This window comes from Gordonia sp. NPDC003504, from assembly GCF_053587995.1.
The window spans coordinates 269264-284696 of the sequence record NZ_JBSFPC010000002.1; the positions used below are offsets into that span (position 1 = coordinate 269264).

Annotated in this window: 14 protein-coding genes and 1 pseudogene; 5 read left to right on the top strand and 10 right to left on the bottom strand. The window is 66.1% G+C overall.

Translation table 11 applies throughout. From position 1 onward, the window contains the following. Nucleotides 1–10: 10 nt before the first annotated feature. Together hsaC and hsaA are read right to left on the bottom strand one after the other, a co-directional pair. Nucleotides 11–922, bottom strand: coding sequence for an iron-dependent extradiol dioxygenase HsaC (hsaC, locus tag ACWDPV_RS05435; protein WP_348804718.1), 912 nt, complete (start codon nucleotides 920–922; stop codon nucleotides 11–13). 51 nt (nucleotides 923–973) lie between these two features. Then, the gene (hsaA, locus tag ACWDPV_RS05440; RefSeq protein WP_348808739.1) at nucleotides 974–2185 is read right to left on the bottom strand and encodes a 3-hydroxy-9,10-secoandrosta-1,3,5(10)-triene-9,17-dione monooxygenase oxygenase subunit; all 1212 of its coding nucleotides are present in this window, start codon (nucleotides 2183–2185) and stop codon (nucleotides 974–976) included. Nucleotides 2186–2457: 272 nt separating this feature from the next. On the opposite strand from hsaA, the gene ACWDPV_RS05445 reads away from it, so the two are divergent. Together ACWDPV_RS05445 and ACWDPV_RS05450 are read left to right on the top strand one after the other, a co-directional pair. After that, nucleotides 2458–3699 carry a Rieske 2Fe-2S domain-containing protein gene (locus ACWDPV_RS05445; RefSeq protein ID WP_449742079.1) on the top strand — a complete coding sequence of 414 codons (1242 nt, stop codon included), beginning with the start codon at nucleotides 2458–2460 and terminating at the stop codon, nucleotides 3697–3699. Nucleotides 3700–3703: 4 nt separating this feature from the next. Beyond that, nucleotides 3704–4084, top strand: coding sequence for a hypothetical protein (locus ACWDPV_RS05450; protein ID WP_449742080.1), 381 nt, complete (start codon nucleotides 3704–3706; stop codon nucleotides 4082–4084). A 24-nt stretch (nucleotides 4085–4108) separates the two neighbouring features. On the opposite strand, the gene ACWDPV_RS05455 is transcribed toward ACWDPV_RS05450, so the two are convergent. The 5 genes and pseudogenes from ACWDPV_RS05455 to ACWDPV_RS05475 form a co-directional block, all read right to left on the bottom strand. Next, nucleotides 4109–4714, bottom strand: a complete 606-nt coding sequence (locus ACWDPV_RS05455; protein ID WP_348804714.1) for a DUF4276 family protein — start codon at nucleotides 4712–4714, stop codon at nucleotides 4109–4111. After that, nucleotides 4707–5906 (bottom strand): AAA family ATPase, encoded by a 1200-nt coding sequence (locus tag ACWDPV_RS05460; RefSeq protein ID WP_348804713.1) that lies wholly within the window; start codon nucleotides 5904–5906, stop codon nucleotides 4707–4709. The genes ACWDPV_RS05455 and ACWDPV_RS05460 overlap by 8 nt, the downstream gene beginning before the upstream one ends. Before the next feature lie 162 nt (nucleotides 5907–6068). Then, nucleotides 6069–7090, bottom strand: a pseudogene (locus ACWDPV_RS05465) (zinc-dependent alcohol dehydrogenase family protein). Between the two features lie 66 nt (nucleotides 7091–7156). Beyond that, on the bottom strand, nucleotides 7157–7699 hold the full coding sequence (locus ACWDPV_RS05470; RefSeq protein ID WP_449742081.1) for a hypothetical protein: 543 nt from the start codon (nucleotides 7697–7699) through the stop codon (nucleotides 7157–7159). Further along, nucleotides 7696–8808: a TDT family transporter gene (locus ACWDPV_RS05475; protein WP_348804710.1), complete on the bottom strand. Its 1113-nt coding sequence runs from the start codon at nucleotides 8806–8808 to the stop codon at nucleotides 7696–7698. Before ACWDPV_RS05475 ends, ACWDPV_RS05470 begins: the two co-directional genes overlap by 4 nt. 100 nt (nucleotides 8809–8908) lie before the next feature. Between ACWDPV_RS05475 and ACWDPV_RS05480 the strand changes: the two genes are divergently transcribed. Both ACWDPV_RS05480 and ACWDPV_RS05485 read left to right on the top strand, forming a co-directional pair. Next, complete coding sequence (locus tag ACWDPV_RS05480) at nucleotides 8909–9841, top strand: LysR family transcriptional regulator (RefSeq protein WP_348804884.1); 933 nt, start codon at nucleotides 8909–8911, stop codon at nucleotides 9839–9841. 62 nt (nucleotides 9842–9903) lie between these two features. Continuing rightward, entirely contained in the window at nucleotides 9904–10704 is an 801-nt protein-coding gene (locus ACWDPV_RS05485) for a VOC family protein (protein WP_348804709.1), read from the top strand. A gap of 113 nt (nucleotides 10705–10817) precedes the next feature. Here the strand turns inward: ACWDPV_RS05485 and dmpG are convergent, their stop codons facing one another. Genes dmpG through ACWDPV_RS05500 form a run of 3 tightly spaced genes read right to left on the bottom strand, consistent with a single transcriptional unit; the run spans nucleotide 10818 to nucleotide 13601 of the window. Continuing rightward, nucleotides 10818–11894 (bottom strand): 4-hydroxy-2-oxovalerate aldolase, encoded by a 1077-nt coding sequence (gene dmpG / locus ACWDPV_RS05490; protein WP_348804708.1) that lies wholly within the window; start codon nucleotides 11892–11894, stop codon nucleotides 10818–10820. Further along, nucleotides 11891–12793 carry an acetaldehyde dehydrogenase (acetylating) gene (locus ACWDPV_RS05495; RefSeq protein ID WP_449742082.1) on the bottom strand — a complete coding sequence of 301 codons (903 nt, stop codon included), beginning with the start codon at nucleotides 12791–12793 and terminating at the stop codon, nucleotides 11891–11893. Before ACWDPV_RS05495 ends, dmpG begins: the two co-directional genes overlap by 4 nt. A 19-nt stretch (nucleotides 12794–12812) precedes the next feature. Beyond that, nucleotides 12813–13601 carry a 2-keto-4-pentenoate hydratase gene (locus tag ACWDPV_RS05500; RefSeq protein WP_348808733.1) on the bottom strand — a complete coding sequence of 263 codons (789 nt, stop codon included), beginning with the start codon at nucleotides 13599–13601 and terminating at the stop codon, nucleotides 12813–12815. Nucleotides 13602–13750: 149 nt separating this feature from the next. On the opposite strand from ACWDPV_RS05500, the gene kstD reads away from it, so the two are divergent. Beyond that, complete coding sequence (gene kstD / locus ACWDPV_RS05505) at nucleotides 13751–15433, top strand: 3-oxosteroid 1-dehydrogenase (RefSeq protein WP_348804705.1); 1683 nt, start codon at nucleotides 13751–13753, stop codon at nucleotides 15431–15433.

Sequence of the window (15433 nt, forward strand, 5' to 3'; positions counted from 1 at the left end):
CGCCGAACGCTCAGTCCCGGAATCCGACCGTGAAATCGTGGCCCCAGAGGCTGACCGCGGTCGACTCCCGGGCGATCCAGTCACCGTCGTCGACCTGTCGTCCCTCACAACCGAATTCGACATCGAATCCTCCCGGGGTCTTCATGTAGAACGACAGCATGAGGTCGTTGACGTGCCGGCCGAGGGTGGCCGACATCTTGACCTTGCGGCGCAGTGCACGGTCGAGACAGAGACCGACGTCGTCGGAATTCTCCACCTCCACCATGAGGTGCACGATGCCGGTCGAGTTGGGGATGGGCAGGAAGGCCAGCGAGTGGTGGCGCGGGTTGCAGCCGAGGAAGCGCAGCCAGGGCACCTCGTCGCCCTCCTCGCGGCCGACCACCTGCGGGGGCAGGCGCATCGAATCGCGCAGGGAGAAGCCGAGCACGTCGCGATAGAACTCGAGTGCCGCCTTGTCGTCGTCGCAGGTGAGGACGACGTGACCGAGTCCCTGATCGCCGGTGACGAATCGATGTCCGTACGGGCTGACGATGCGTCGATGCTGCAGCGCCACACCGTGAAAGGCCTCGATGGTGTTGCCGGCCGGATCGGTGAAGACGATCATCTCCACGACCTGCCGGTCGAGGAGTTCCTCGTCCTTGGCCTCACGGAAGACCACTCCGGCATCCGACAGCCGATCCCGGACATCCTGCAGGGCAGCGGCATTGGCGCATTCCCAGCCCGACGACGAGAGTCGGTCGTGCTCACCGGGCACGATCACCAGACGTGCCGGGAAGTCATCCATCCGGAGATAGAGTGCACCCTCGGTGGGACCGGCGCCCTCGACCATGCCGAGCACCTTGAGCCCGTAGTCGCGCCAGGCGCCCATGTCGGTCGCCTCGATGCGCATGTAGCCCAGCGATCGGATGGGACTCTCGGTCATCTTCTGTGTCTCCTCGGAAATGTCAGGTGATCGATGCGGCGCGGATGCCCCTCACACCATGGTGTCGCCGACCGGAATCCCGAACTCGCCATTGCCGAATGCGACGTACGCGCGTTCCGGATCGTTGGCGGCGTGCACCCGCCCGGCGTGCGCGTCCCGCCAGAACCGCTGAATCGGCGAATCGATGTTGAGCGCACCCGCGCCGGAGTTCTCGAAGAGGCTGTCGACGGCGGCGATGGCCCGTCCGGTGGCCCGCACCTGGTCACGGCGGGCGGCCAGGCGCAACTCCATCGGGATCTCCTCACCGGCGAGGATGAGGTCGTATTCGGCCTGCAGGTTGCCGGACAGCTGGCGCCACGCGGCGTCGATGTCACTGGCCGCACCGGCGATACGCACCTTGGCGAACGGATCGTCCTTGGACTTCTCACCGGCGTAGGCGGCGCGCACCCGCTTGCCCTGATGCTCCACGTGAGAGTGATACGCGCCGTACGCCATTCCGACGATGGGCGTGGAGATCGTGCTCGGATGGATGGTGCCCCAGGGCATCTTGTAGACCGGCGCGGTGTTGCGTTCGAGTCCGGGACTGCGGTACTCGGCCATGGTGCGCATGCTCAGGACCCGGTGGGTCGGCACGAAGGCGTCCTTGATCTCCAGGGTGTTGGAGCCGGTCCCCTTGAGCCCGACCACATTCCACACGTCCTTGATGGTGTAGTCCGAGCGCGGCAGCAGGAAGCTGACGAAGTCGACGGGTTTGCCGCGCTTGATCACCGGGCCACCGACGAAGGTCCAGTCGGCGATCTCACAGCCCGAGGAGAAGGCCCAGTTGCCGTTCACCTTGTAGCCGCCGTCGACCACCTCGCCCATCCCCATCGGGGCATACGACGACGAGATCCGCACCGAGGTGTCCGAACCCCAGACGTCCTCCTGGGCCTGCTGGTCGAAGAGCGCCAGATGCCAGTTGTGGATGCCGATGATGCCGGAGACCCAGCCGGTGGAACCGCACGCGGTGGACAACCGCCGCACCGCCTCGTAAAAGGTGACCGGATCGACCTGATAGCCGCCCCACTGCTCGGGTTGCATGAGTTTGAAAAAGCCCGCACCTTCGAGGCTGGAGACGGTCTCGTCGGGAATCCGTCGCAGATCCTCGGTCTGTTGCGCACGCTGCTCGATCTCCGGCAGCAGTGCGTTGATCTTCTCCAGGACCTGCTCGGCCGCCTCGCTGCGCTGGTCAGACCCGCTCGATTGTGCTGGCATCTCGCCCATTCCTGTCCTCGTCGTCCCTGTTCTCGCCGTCGCCGCCGTCGCCGAAACCCCGGCCGTTGGACGGCTCCTGCTCTCAACTTCTTCCGAGACTAGAACACGTTCTCATTTATGTCGAGTACTGGGCCTTTGGCCTCATGTCCTGCCCATATCGAGTCCGCTAGCCTCGAACCCGTCACCATTTTTGTAACATGTTCTAGTATTGGCCGTGGGGCGATTCGCCAGAGCTTTTCGCCGATCGATACGCCACCGCCACGACGATGGGAGAGCGCCGCATGACCGCGACAGCCGACACCGGCAGCAGTGTCACCAGGAGCACGGTCACCGGGAGCACGGACACCGGAATCCGGGAGATCGACACCGGGACCCCACCGACGCGTTTCGCACGGGGCTGGCACTGCCTCGGGCTGGTCGACGAATTCCGCGACGGCAAGCCCCACCCGGTGCAGGTCTTCGGCACCAAGCTCGTCGTCTGGGCCGACACCACCGGCGACATCCAGGTGCTCGACGCCTACTGCCGGCACATGGGCGGCGACCTGAGCCAGGGCACCGTCAAGGGTGACAACGTCGCCTGCCCCTTCCACGGCTGGTTGTGGAAGGGCAACGGACGATGCGGCGGCGTGCCGTACGCCAAGCGCAACCCGAAGCTCGCCAAGACGCGTGCGTGGCCGACGATGATCCGCAACGGTCAGGTGTTCGTCTACAACGATCCGGAGGGCAACCCACCGCCGGAGGACTGCATCATCCCGGAGCTCTCGGAGGTCGACTCCGACGAGTGGACCACCTGGACGTGGAATCGGCTCGTCATCGACGGCTCCAACTGCCGCGAGATCATCGACAACGTCGTCGACATGGCGCACTTCTTCTACGTGCATTACGCACTGCCGGACTACTTCAAGAACGTCTTCGAGGGCGAGACCGCCGCGCAGTACATGAACAGCCACGGCCGTCCCGACGTCGACTTCGGCAGCGGCTACGCCGAGAGCCGTCTCGAGTCGGTGGCCGCGTACTACGGCCCCTCCTACATGCTCAACCCGATGGTGCAGTACTACGGCGACTTCAAGATCGAGACGATCCTGACCAACTGCCACTACCCGATCGACGCCAACTCGTTCGTCCTGATGTACGGGGTGATGGCCAAGATCCCGGAGGGACTCAACAAGGAGCAGGCCGCCAAGATGGCCGCGAAGATCTCCGCGGGTATCGAGGTCGGATTCCTCCAGGACGTCGAGATCTGGAAGAACAAGACCCGCATCGACAATCCCCTCCTCGTCGAGGAGGACGGACCGGTGTACCAACTGCGGCGCTGGTACGAGCAGTTCTACGTCGACACGACCGACGTCGTCGACGAGATGACGCAGCGTTTCGAGTACGAGATCGACACCACCAAGGCCGTCGAGAGCTGGAACGTCGAGGTGGCCGAGAATCTGCGACGTCGGCAGGAAGAGGACGAGCAAGCCGCGGCTGAAAAGGCTGCGGCCGAACAGTCTGCGGATACCGCCGAGAGCCCGGTGTGATCCGGTGACGCGCGCGGTCGAGGAGAACACCTCGGGCTGGGCCAAGGCACCCGATTTCAGTGCCGACCCGACCCACCTCGCACGCGTTCATGACGCGACCGCGCGCGACCGCGCCCACTATCTGCGCGGCGGCATGACCGAGATCGAATGTCGGTCATGCCACGCTTGCGTGATGGTGAAGAAGACCAGTCCGCACCACACCAGCGTGCAGTGGAACTCCGCGGCCGCCGATCGCTGCAACGAGTTGGCCATGATCCGGGAGTCCGGCGGCAACCCGGCGATGATGCGGACCTGCCCGCGACTGTCGGCAAGTATCGATCACGGTGTGGCCGAGGGCATCATCCCGTCGGAGTCGCCGGAGTCCGATCCCGACGGGTATTGGTGAGAGCCTCTCCTTGATTTGTGGCGACTACTCTCGCACACCGCTTGTCCCACAGAGTAACTCGACGGCGTGAATCAATCTGCGCAACGATCTGCTCCGTGGCCCCGCCTGCTGCAGGTCGATGAGCGACGAGAATCGAGCTTGGTGAAGCGTCTCTCGATAACTCTCCGTCATCATGTCGCGCAGTCTGCCCTTCGCGTCGCGTGGCGACTCGGGGTCACCGAGGTATTCAGCGTCATCCCGCACGCTACTGTGCGACCTGAGCGAATCCATCGACGCCAGGAACCATGACTCATATTCCTGAATCGCGACCACGACCTCGACTCGTGCGTTCACCCCAGTGGAACTCGCGGCGCGCAAGCGATCTGCGATATCAACGCAGGTCATGTTCTTGTCGTCGCCATCGCGGAGCACGAGAACCCCGCCAACGGGACCTACCCGGGTGCTTTGGAAGGAGATCGCCCGAGCGAGTTCATCTGGCTTCATCATCTTTCCGGCGTCCAGCCGAAACGGCTTCGCGATCCTGGGGTAGACGCCTCGCTCTTGGGCGATCTTCCGGATGAGGATCGGCAGCGCGTCCTCTTCACCCTTGCCCTCGACTATCGGCGCTATCACCACAGCGGGTTCAGGCACCGAGCGCTCCTTCGTCCGGGAGCAGTTGATCTATCCGCAAGAGTTCGCCCGGGGTATAAAGCGATTCCCGAATCGCCTTCGCACCTGCAGGATCGAGACCGCTGACGATGGTTTCGCCGCCAACCGAACGAACCGCGAGTAATTCGCTCTCCTGAAACCCTCCTCGGTCCAGGAGATCTGCACTGTGGCTGGTTGCGAGCACTTGTCGGCGTTCACTTGCATCCCGCAGGGCGTCCATGAGAATGCTCGCAGCGGCGGGGTGGAGGGCACTCTCCGGTTCCTCGACACCGATCGGACTCAGCGTGTGTCCCGAACTCGCAAACAGAGCGGTCAACACCGCCAGAGCGCGCAAGGTTCCATCGGACACCGACTGGGCAGGAAATCTCCATGGGTGTTTCGCCCCTGGCACGTCCTGCGAGAATGTCACGGTTTCCCATTGCCCCAGCGGTTCTCGATCCACACTCCGCATCCCCGGCACGATCAGCCGGACATACTCCTCGATTCGATTCTTCACGGCCTTGTCGGCAGTGCTCCGATCGAGACGGTGTAGGACGCTGGCAAGGTTCGCACCGTCGCGGTGAAGAAACTCGCCGGCGTCAGGTGCCTGCGGCAGACGGATCGCGTCCGGGTTGGGGTTGTAGACGTTGATCCCACGGAATCCATCAAACACCGGTAGGAATTGGGGAAGTCCCGCGGCGGACACCAGATACAGTCGTTGACTACTCGAGGGAGGCATCACCGGCAGACTCTGCTCGACGAGCTTGCCATCGAGAACCTTGAAGAATTCTCGCGCACCCCCGTCGACAGCGATGTGGCACGCCTCGGAGGAGATGCGAAACCCACCTCCCTTCTCGGCCGCCACTCTGAATCCGTACTTTCCGGAATATTGGGCAGAATCGCGAGGGTCGCTCAGGTCGCCGGAATCACCTTCGAAACTGAGCTCGATGGAGAAATGCGTCGGATGCCCTGTCGAACGACGGCGAACCTCGGCCACTCCTCCCCGATTTCTCAGCGCCTGATCCAAGGAGGTCTCGAGAGACTCGGACACCAGTCGTAGCGAGTCGAGGAAGTTGCTCTTTCCCGACCCATTGGGTCCCACCAGAATGAGTAGCTTGCCGAGCGTCACATCCGCGGTGGCAATGCTCCGGTACTGGCGCAACGCCACGCGAGTGATCGCGAACGTGTTGCTCATGACCGCACTCCTTCAGGTGTCACGGGTGAACGCCTATCCACGGCGCACCAAGACAGTGGTGTCCCCGGTCTCTCGGCAGGGACCACGTCCACGATAAGCCACACCGGGTCGGACACAACTCCGCGACGTACGTCGCGTCGCCGTCATCGAACGGCCCGCCTCTCACACCGACAGCAACACCTTGGTGGCGCGACGTTCGTCCATCGCCCGGTAGGCCTCCGCGGCGTCGGCCAACGGCACGGTGAGGTCGAACACCTTGCCCGGGTTGATGGTTCGGTCCCAGATCTTCTCGATCAGTTCGGGCAGGAACCGACGCACCGGTGCCGGGCCACCGAGCAGGTGCACTTCGGCGAAGAAGACCTCGAGTCCTGGCAGTTCGACGCCGTGCGACACCCCGACGTAGCCGACGTGACCGCCGGGCCGGGTGGATCGGATCGCCTGCATCATCGATTCCTGAGTGCCCACCGCCTCGATGACCGAATGCGCGCCCAGACCGTCGGTGAGTTCCTTGATGCGGGCGACGCCGTCGTCGCCGCGTTCCTCGACGATGTCGGTCGCCCCGAACTCGCGGGCCAGCGCCTGCCGATCGGCGTGCCGACTCATGGCGATGATGCGCTGCGCACCAAGCTGTTTGGCGGCCATCACCGCGCACAGCCCGACCGCGCCGTCGCCGACGACGGCCACCGTCTTACCCGGTCCGGCGTCGGCGGCGACGGCACCGAACCACCCCGTCCCCAACACATCCGAGGCGGCCAACAACGACGGGATGAGGTCGGGATCGGGCTGCCCCGGGGTGGCGACGAGCGTGCCGTCGGCCAGTGGCACGCGGGCGTACTCGGCCTGGGTGCCGATGGCGCCCATGGGTTTGGCGTGCACACACCGGGATTGGTAGCCGTCGACGCAGATCTCGCAGGTGTTGTCGGAGGCGAAGAACGATCCGACGACGAAGTCGCCGACGTTGATCGTGGTGACCGCGTCGCCGATCTCGGTGACGGTGCCGACGTACTCGTGGCCCATCGGGGCGCGCTTGGTGACGTCCTCGATCCCCCGATACGGCCACAGATCCGAACCGCACAACAGGAAGCGGCGAGTTTGATGACGGCGTCGGTGGGTTCGACGATGGTCGGGTCGTCACGCTCCTCGACGCGGATGTCGCCGGGGGCATAGATCATGACTCCACGCATGCGGTGGGTCTCCTCTCGATGTGGACGTCTCGTCCTTCCACAGTGGCACGAGTTCGGCGTCGCGCACTACTGCGCAGGTGAGACGCCCTGACGCCACCGCAGCAGCGCCGCGATGACCGCACCGATCGCGGTGATCACCCCGACGACGAGGGTCGTGATCAGACCCCACCCCGGGCTCAGGATCGGGCCGGGTAGGTCGACCGCGTCGATGACGTTGGCGTCGAACAGCTTTCGGGCCGGATCGGCGACCACGACACCCGCCCAGACCGCCGTCGCCACCCCAGCGGCGACGATGATCCCGGCAGCGACCGCCACGGCGATTCGATTGGCACGGAACGGCTTCCACCAACAGAGGGTCGCGGCGAGGAAGATGACCACACCCAGGATGAGGGTGATCAGTCCCGGCCGGTGGGTCTGATCGGCGAAGAAGGCCTGGGCGTCGGCGGAATCGGCGGCAGTGGCGTCGACCCCACCGAGCCCGGTGATCCGCAACCCGATGCCCTCGTCGGAGTATCCCCAGGTGGCCTGGCTGCAGCCGACGATCACCACTCCGGCGATCACCAACGCGGGCCACAGAAACGGGCGGACTCTGTCGACGACGCTGTTCACCGCTCCAGCGTGCCACGAGCCGGTGCCGCCAGCAGCGACCCGTCGACGACGCCGGCCACGGTTCGCGCCGCCACCACCAGCCACGCCACCACCAGCGCCCCGAACGAGATCAGGGCCGCGACCGTGAACCCCACCCAGCCGTCGACCAGCGCCAGTGCCGCTGAACCGGTGACGAAGGTGCCCACCGGGAAGATGAACGACCACCAGGTCAGCGCGAACGGAAGGCCGCGTCGAGCGGTGTGGGCGGTGATGGCGGCGGACAGGACGATCCAGACCACGGCCAGAATCCACACCGGGATGGCGTAACCGAGGGCGAGGTCGTGCACCACCCGCGCGGTCGGGGCGTCGAGTACGCCGGCGGAGTTGTGTGAGAGCAGGCACGCCGCGGTGACGGACTGCCCGAGGGGACCGAGCACGATCCACCACGTCGGCACCAGCGCGGCGGGGCCGACGCCGTTCGTGAACAGGCGACGGCCGATCGCGGCGATGATCGGCGCACTCAGGGCGAGCGACAGCGTGAATGCGGCCACCCCGACGACGAGAAGGGTCTCGCGCGCACGTGTGCCGGTGACGGCCCCGGCGAGCACCGCGGCCGCCGACGCCGACACCATCGGCGGCACCACCGACATCAGCCATCCGCCGAAGGCGTCGCCGCGCCCGTCGCGTCGCAGATGACGCAGCGGGATGACGATCGCGGTGACGACTCCCCCGACGGTGCCGACGGTGAAACACACGAGATCGACGGCGAGCGCGGCGTCGTGGCCGATCAGCGACGTACCGGCGACGAGCGTCGAGGTCCCCACGGTCAGCGTCGCCATCGGCACCGCCCCATAGAAGTGGACGATCACCGGGTGGGTGTGATGGCCCCGCGCGGCCGCCGGGTGGGCCAGCCAGTGGACCGCGGTGGCCGCGACCACGGAGGTGAAGATCACGCAGGCCAGGAGCCAGAACACGATCGATACCGCCCCGAACACCGCCGCCCGATCGACCAGCGCATGGGCGGCCACCGAGATGATCCCGGTGCCCATGACCGCCGCGAACCAATTGGGCGGAACATGCGCGAAGCGGGCGGGTGCAACGATCGCGGTTCTGGTCACGGTGGTGGTCATGTCATTCACTGTCGCGGTCGCGATCGTCGCCCAGTAGAGAGCAATCTCCTGCAGGGGATACAACGACCGGTTGTACCCTGACGGGGTGTTGAGCTCCCGCATGCCCGATCTGGTGTCCCTGGAAACGCTGCTCGCGGTCGTCACCACCGGCAGCCTCAATGCCGCGGCGACCGAACTGGGGATCTCACAGCAGGCGACGTCGGCGCGGATGCGTGCCCTCGAGGCGACGCTGGGGGTCTCGTTGCTCGACCGTTCACCGACCGGCACCGTCCCCACCGAGGCGGGCACCCTGGTCGCCGAGTGGGCCGATCGACTGCTGACCCTGGCGGGCGAGTTCGACGCCGGCCTCGCCGCGCTGCGCCGGGAGCGTCGCGACCAGTTGCGGATCGCGGCAAGCCTGACGATCGCCGAACACCTCCTGCCCCGATGGCTGGTGACGTTCGCCGCGTCCGCCGACACCACACCCAAGGTCTCGTTCACCGCCACCAACTCCGAGCACGCGTGCGAACTGGTGCGCGGCGGCGACGTCGAACTCGGCTTCGTCGAAGGTCCGACCGTGGCCACCGGTGTACACAGCCGGGATGTGGCCGTCGACCGGCTGGTGCTGGTCGTCCCGCCGGATCATCGGTGGGCGCGACGGGAATCGGTGACCGCCGCCGAACTCGCCGCCACCCCACTGGTCACCCGTGAATCCGGTTCCGGCACAAGGAGGGTGCTGGAGACACGCCAGCGCACGGCGTTGGGTGACGACGTCGCGATCGCGGCACCGGTGCTCGAGTTGTCGACGACGGCGGCGGTGCGTTCGGCGGTGATCGCCGGCGCCGGGCCCGCGGTGCTCAGCGACCTGTCGGTGCGCGACGACATCACCGGCGACGGCGCGGGGCGGCGACTCGTCGTCGTCGACGTCGACGGTCTGGATCTGACCCGCATCCTGCGGGCGGTGTGGATCGGCGGCCGGGAACCGAGGGCCGGCGCGGCCCGCGACTTCCTCACGCACGTCACGAGATCGGTCGGTCCTCTCCACGGCCGATGAGTTTCGGGAAGACTGACGGTCTGTACTGCCGACACCATCGTCAGCACCGAAGGAGACACGTCATGGCCGAGTATTCCGCCCCGGTGGGCGCCCCGATCTGGTTCGACCTGATGAGCAGCGACCCCGACAAGGCCGCCGAGTTCTACGGGCAGATCTTCGGCTGGGAGGCCGAGGAGGCCCGCGAGGAGTTCGGCGGATACCGCAATTTCCGCCGGGGCGGCGCCCGGGTCGCCGGTTTGAGCCCGTATATGGAGGAGGCCGGCGGACCGGCCAACGTGTGGTCGTTCTACCTGCACACCGAGGATCCCGACGCGACCGCGAAGAATGTCGAGGCCGCCGGCGGTTCGATCATGTTCCCGCCGATGGCGGTCGGCGACGAGGGCACCATGATGGTGGCCGTCGACTCCGCCGGCGCCGTCGTCGGCTTCTGGAAGCCCAACCAGCACCCCGGTTTCACCGAGTGGGGTGTGCACGGAGCGCCGTACTGGTTCGAACTGGCGTCGAACGATTACCCCAAGTCGATCGCCTTCTACAGCGAGGTGGTCGGCGCGCGCGCCGACACCGTCATCGACAACACCGGCATGGAGAATCCGCCGAGTGGCCCACTTCGCTACTCGCAGTTGTTCTTCGGCGAGAGCGCCTACGGCGGGATCATGGACGCGAACGGGATGTTCGGAGACGCACCGTCGTTCTGGCAGATCTACATCTGCGTCGACGACGTCGCCGCGACGGTGGCGCTGACCGAGAAGCTCGGCGGGGAGGTGGTGATGCCGGGTGAGGACACCCCGTACGGCACCCTGGCCGTGATCAAGGATCCGCTGGGTGCGTTGATCTGCCTGGGGCATCCGCCGGCCGGGATGTAGGGCGTATTCGCGCGGGTCGTCTCGGCTCGCGCGGGTCCAGTTCATCGGCGCGGTCTTTGCAATGACCGCGCGAGTGAGCAGGAGCCGCGTGAACAGCGAGGACCCGCGCGAACCTACACCCCCGCGTTCGCGTCGGCCTTCTTCTTGAGTTCCAGCGCGATGTCGATGAGCTGATCCTCTTGCCCACCAACGAGTTTGCGGTTTCCGGCCTCGATGAGGATGTCGGCGGCGGAGACGCCGTAGCGTTCGGCGTGGTTCTCGGCGTGCTTGAGGAAGCTGGAGTAACAACCGGCGTAACCCATCATCATCGACGGGCGGTCGACGAGGCATTCCGACGGCATCACCGGGCGGACGACGTCCTGGGCGGCGTCGGCGATCTTCATGAAGTCGATGCCGGTGGTGATGCCGAGTTTGTCGCAGACGCCGACGAAGGCCTCGGTGGGGGTGTTGCCCGCACCGGCGCCGAAGCGGCGGATGGAACCGTCGATCTGCTGGGCACCCGCGCGGACCGCGTTGATCGAATTGGCCACGGCGATATCGAGATTCTCGTGTCCGTGGAAGCCGATCTGGGCGTCGTCGCCGAGTTCGGCACGCACCGCCGCGACGCGGTCGGTGACGTCTTCGAGGACCAGCGCTCCGGCCGAGTCGACGACGTAGACGCATTGGCATCCGGCATCGGCCATGATGCGGGCCTGCTTGGCGATGACCTCCGGCGGCTGACTGTGACTCATCATCAGGAAGCCGACGGTTTCCAGGCCGAGGTCGCGGGCCAGGCCGAAGTGCTGGATGGAGACGTCGGCCTCGGTGCAGTGGGTGGCGATGCGGCAGATCTGACCGCCGTTGTCCTGCGCGGCGCGGATGTCGTCCTTGGTGCCGAGCCCGGGCAGCATCAGGAAGGCGATCTTGGCGCGTTTGGCGGTGTCCGCTGCGGCCGCAATCAGTTGCTGCTCCGGGGTTTTGGAGAACCCGTAGTTGAACGACGAGCCACCGAGCCCGTCGCCGTGGGTCACCTCGATGACCGGCACACCCGCGTCGTCGAGGGCGCCGACGATCGCGCGGACCTCCTCCTCGGTGAACTGATGCCGCTTGTGATGGCTGCCGTCGCGCAACGACGAGTCGGTGATGCGGATGTCGAGGGTGTCGGAGTACTTGCGGGCGTTCGCCATCAGCTCCGGATGCGTGGTGGTCATGCCGAGACTCCCAACTTGGTCTTCGCGATCTCCTCGCCGACCTTGGTGGCGGCGGCGGTCATGATGTCGAGGTTGCCGGCGTACGGCGGCAGGAAGTCTCCGGCACCCTCGACCTCGACGAAGATCGAGACGCGGGCGTGACCACCGTTGATGATGCTGGGCGGGTCGAACTGCGGGTCCTGCAGCAGCCGGTAGCCCGGCACGTACTGCTGGATCTCCTTCTCCCGCTTGTGGATCGACTCGGCGATGGCATCCGTGTCGGCGTCGGCGGGGATGGCGCAGAAGATGGTGTCGCGCATGATCATCGGCGGATCGGCCGGGTTGAGGATGATGATGGCCTTGCCGGCCTCGGCGCCGCCGATGGTCTCGATACCCTTCGACGTGGTGCGGGTGAACTCGTCGATGTTGGCGCGCGTACCCGGTCCGGCCGACACCGACGCGACGGATGCAACGATCTCCGCATAGGGCACGGGCACAACCGAACTCACCGCGTGCACCATCGGTATGGTGGCCTGCCCACCGCAGGTGATCATGTTGGTGTTGGGGGCGTCGAGGTGTTCGCGCAGATTCGCCGGCGGCACCACCGCGGGACCGACGGCGGCCGGGGTGAGGTCGACGGCGGTGATGCCGGCCGCCTCGTACTTCGGCGCGTACTCACGGTGCACATACGCCGAGGTGGCCTCGAAGATCAGGTCGGGTTTGTCCGACGAGCCGAGGAGTTCGTCGGCGCCGCCGCTCATGGTGATGAGGCCGCGGTCGGCGGCACGTTTCATCCCTTCGGAGTCGGCGTCGATGCCGACCATCCATCGCGGTTCGATCACCTCGGATCGCTCCAGTTTGTACATCAGGTCGGTGCCGATGTTGCCCGACCCGACGATCGCTGCGGTCAGCTTCGCCACGGGGTGATCTCCTCTTGTCTCACGTGAAATCCAATGTCACCGAGCCGAGCCCGGCGAATTCGGCGACGACGTGGTCGCCCGGTCCGACGTCGAAGGCGCGCGTCGCGGTGCCCGGCAGGATCAGGTCGCCCTTGCGTAGTCGCACCCCGAAACTCTCCACCTTGCGGGCGAGCCAGCTCACCGCATTCAGCGGATGACCCAGTACCGCAGACGAATTGCCCTTCGCGACGATCTCGCCGTTGCGATGCAGCACGGCGTCGATGTCGCCGGTGTCGATCTCGCTGATCGGCACACGCTGCTCCCCCAGAATCCACCCGCACGACGACGCGTTGTCGGCGATGGTGTCACACAAGGTGATCTTCCAGTCCTTGATCCGCGAGTCGATCAGTTCGATCGACGGCACCACCCATTCGACCGCATCGATGACGTCGTCGTTGGTGCAGCCGGCGCCCGGCAGGTCCTTGCCGAGGAGGAATCCGACCTCGACCTCCACACGCGGGAAGCACAGCGTCGACGCGTCGATCGGGGTGGATTCGAAGTACTGCATCTCATCGAGCAGGTGCCCGTAGTCGGGTTCGTCGACGTTCATCATCTTCTGCATCGCCTCCGACGCCAGCCCCACCTTGTGGCCGGCGACCGTCGCACCCGCGTCGAGGCGCTTGCGGATGTTGATCAGCTGGATCTCGTAGGCGTCGACGACGTCGAGGTCGGGGTGGGTGTCGGTGGGCCGGTCGATGGCGGTCGCGGTCTTTTCGGCGTTCCAGAGATCAGCCGCGATCTGCTCGCGGACGTGCTGGTCAACGGCCATGTGGCGAACTCCTGGGTCGAGTGAACGTGTTCTAGTTTAGAACATGTTCCACCGATGCGGAACGGCTCGACCCACTGGCGCAGGAAATCTGCAACGTGTTCTAATTTGTGGATAGAACACGTTGCACCGCGGCGCACGAAGGGACATCCATGACCGACACGGCCAAGACAGACCCAGAGACCTACGACGTCATCGTCGTCGGCGCCGGCGCGGCCGGATTGTCCGCGGCCATCACCGCCGCCGCGCAGGGCCTGCGGACCGTCATCATCGAGAAGTCGGCCTACTGGGGCGGGTCGACGTCCCGGTCGGGCGGAGGTGTCTGGATTCCGAACAACTCCGTGCTCAAGCGCGACGGCGTGGACGACACCACGGCCAAGGCACGCGAGTACGTGCACGCCATCATCGGTGAGCACGCCCCTGCGGAGAAGATCGACGCCTACATCGATCGCGGCCCCGAGGCGCTGGACTTCCTGATGGCGCACGCGCCGTTGGACCTCGAGTGGGTCAAGAACTACTCCGACTACTACCCGGAGGCGCCGGGCGGACGGATCGGCGGACGCAGCGTCGAACCCCGGCCCTTCGACGCCCGTGCGCTCGGTGACGATCTGAAGACGCTGCATCCGCAGTACACCAAGGCTCCACTGAACATGGTTGTGCTGCAGTCTGATTACCGCTGGCTCAACACCGGCCTGCGGCATTGGCGGGGCCCGGTGCGGATGGCCAAGGTCGGCAGCCGGTTCTTCTGGGCCCGCTCGCGCGGCAAGAAGCTCATCGCGATGGGCGCCGCGCTGGCCGCCGAGTTGCTTCTCGGCGTCCGCAAGGCCGGTGTGCCACTGCGTCTCTCGACCGGCCTGGTCGATCTGGTGACGGAGAACGACCGGGTGGTCGGGGTGATCGCCGAGCACGAGGGCTCCCGGGTCGAACTGCGCGCCGAGCGGGGCGTGATCCTGGCGTGCGGCGGTTTCGAGCACAACGCCGAGATGCGCAGGAAGTACCAGCGCGATCCGATCGGGTCCGAGTGGACCACCGGTGCGCCGACCAACACCGGCGACGGCATCAACGCCGGTCTCAAGATCGGCGCGGCGGTGTCGCTGATGGACGACTCTTGGTGGGGCCCAACCATTCCCCTGCCCCGCGGGCCGTGGTTCGCGCTCTCCGAGCGCGCGGTACCCGGCACCTTCATGGTCAACGAACGCGGACAACGCTTCATGAACGAGTCACTGCCCTACGTCGAGGCCGTCCACCACATGTACGGCGGCGAGTTCGGTCAGGGCGACGGCGCAGGCGAGAACGTCCCGGCGTGGCTGGTCTTCGACCAGAAATGCCGCAACCGCTACCTGTTCGCCGGAGTCAACGCACGACAACCGCTGCCCAAGAAGTGGTTCACCTCCGGGGTGGTCGTCAAGGCCGACTCCATCGAGGCACTCGCCGAGCAGATGGGTGTGCCCGCCGACTCGTTGCGCGCCACCACCGACCGCTTCAACGGATTCGCCCGCCGCGGCGTCGACGAGGACTTCGGCCGCGGCACAAGCGGATACGACCACTACTACGGAGACATCACCAACAAACCCAACCCCAGCCTCGGAGCGGTCGAGAAGGGGCCGTTCTACGCGGTCAAGATGGTCCCCGGCGACCTCGGCACCAAGGGCGGCATCGACACCGACGCGAACGGCCGGGCGCTACGCGCCGACGGCTCGGTGATCGACGGCCTGTACGCCGCGGGCAACACCAGCGCACCGGTGATGGGCCACACCTACGCCGGTCCCGGCGCCACCATCGGACCGGCCATGGTCTTCGGATACCTCGCCGCACTCGATTGCGCTGGAAAGTAA

Coding starts and splice junctions, on each gene's coding strand:
- hsaC (WP_348804718.1), bottom strand. CDS start 922: ATGACCGAGAGTCCCATCCGATCGCTGGGCTACATGCGCATCGAGGCG.
- hsaA (WP_348808739.1), bottom strand. CDS start 2,185: ATGGGCGAGATGCCAGCACAATCGAGCGGGTCTGACCAGCGCAGCGAG.
- ACWDPV_RS05445 (WP_449742079.1), top strand. CDS start 2,458: ATGACCGCGACAGCCGACACCGGCAGCAGTGTCACCAGGAGCACGGTC.
- ACWDPV_RS05460 (WP_348804713.1), bottom strand. CDS start 5,906: ATGAGCAACACGTTCGCGATCACTCGCGTGGCGTTGCGCCAGTACCGG.
- ACWDPV_RS05475 (WP_348804710.1), bottom strand. CDS start 8,808: ATGACCACCACCGTGACCAGAACCGCGATCGTTGCACCCGCCCGCTTC.
- ACWDPV_RS05480 (WP_348804884.1), top strand. CDS start 8,909: ATGCCCGATCTGGTGTCCCTGGAAACGCTGCTCGCGGTCGTCACCACC.
- ACWDPV_RS05485 (WP_348804709.1), top strand. CDS start 9,904: ATGGCCGAGTATTCCGCCCCGGTGGGCGCCCCGATCTGGTTCGACCTG.
- dmpG (WP_348804708.1), bottom strand. CDS start 11,894: ATGACCACCACGCATCCGGAGCTGATGGCGAACGCCCGCAAGTACTCC.
- ACWDPV_RS05500 (WP_348808733.1), bottom strand. CDS start 13,601: ATGGCCGTTGACCAGCACGTCCGCGAGCAGATCGCGGCTGATCTCTGG.
- kstD (WP_348804705.1), top strand. CDS start 13,751: ATGACCGACACGGCCAAGACAGACCCAGAGACCTACGACGTCATCGTC.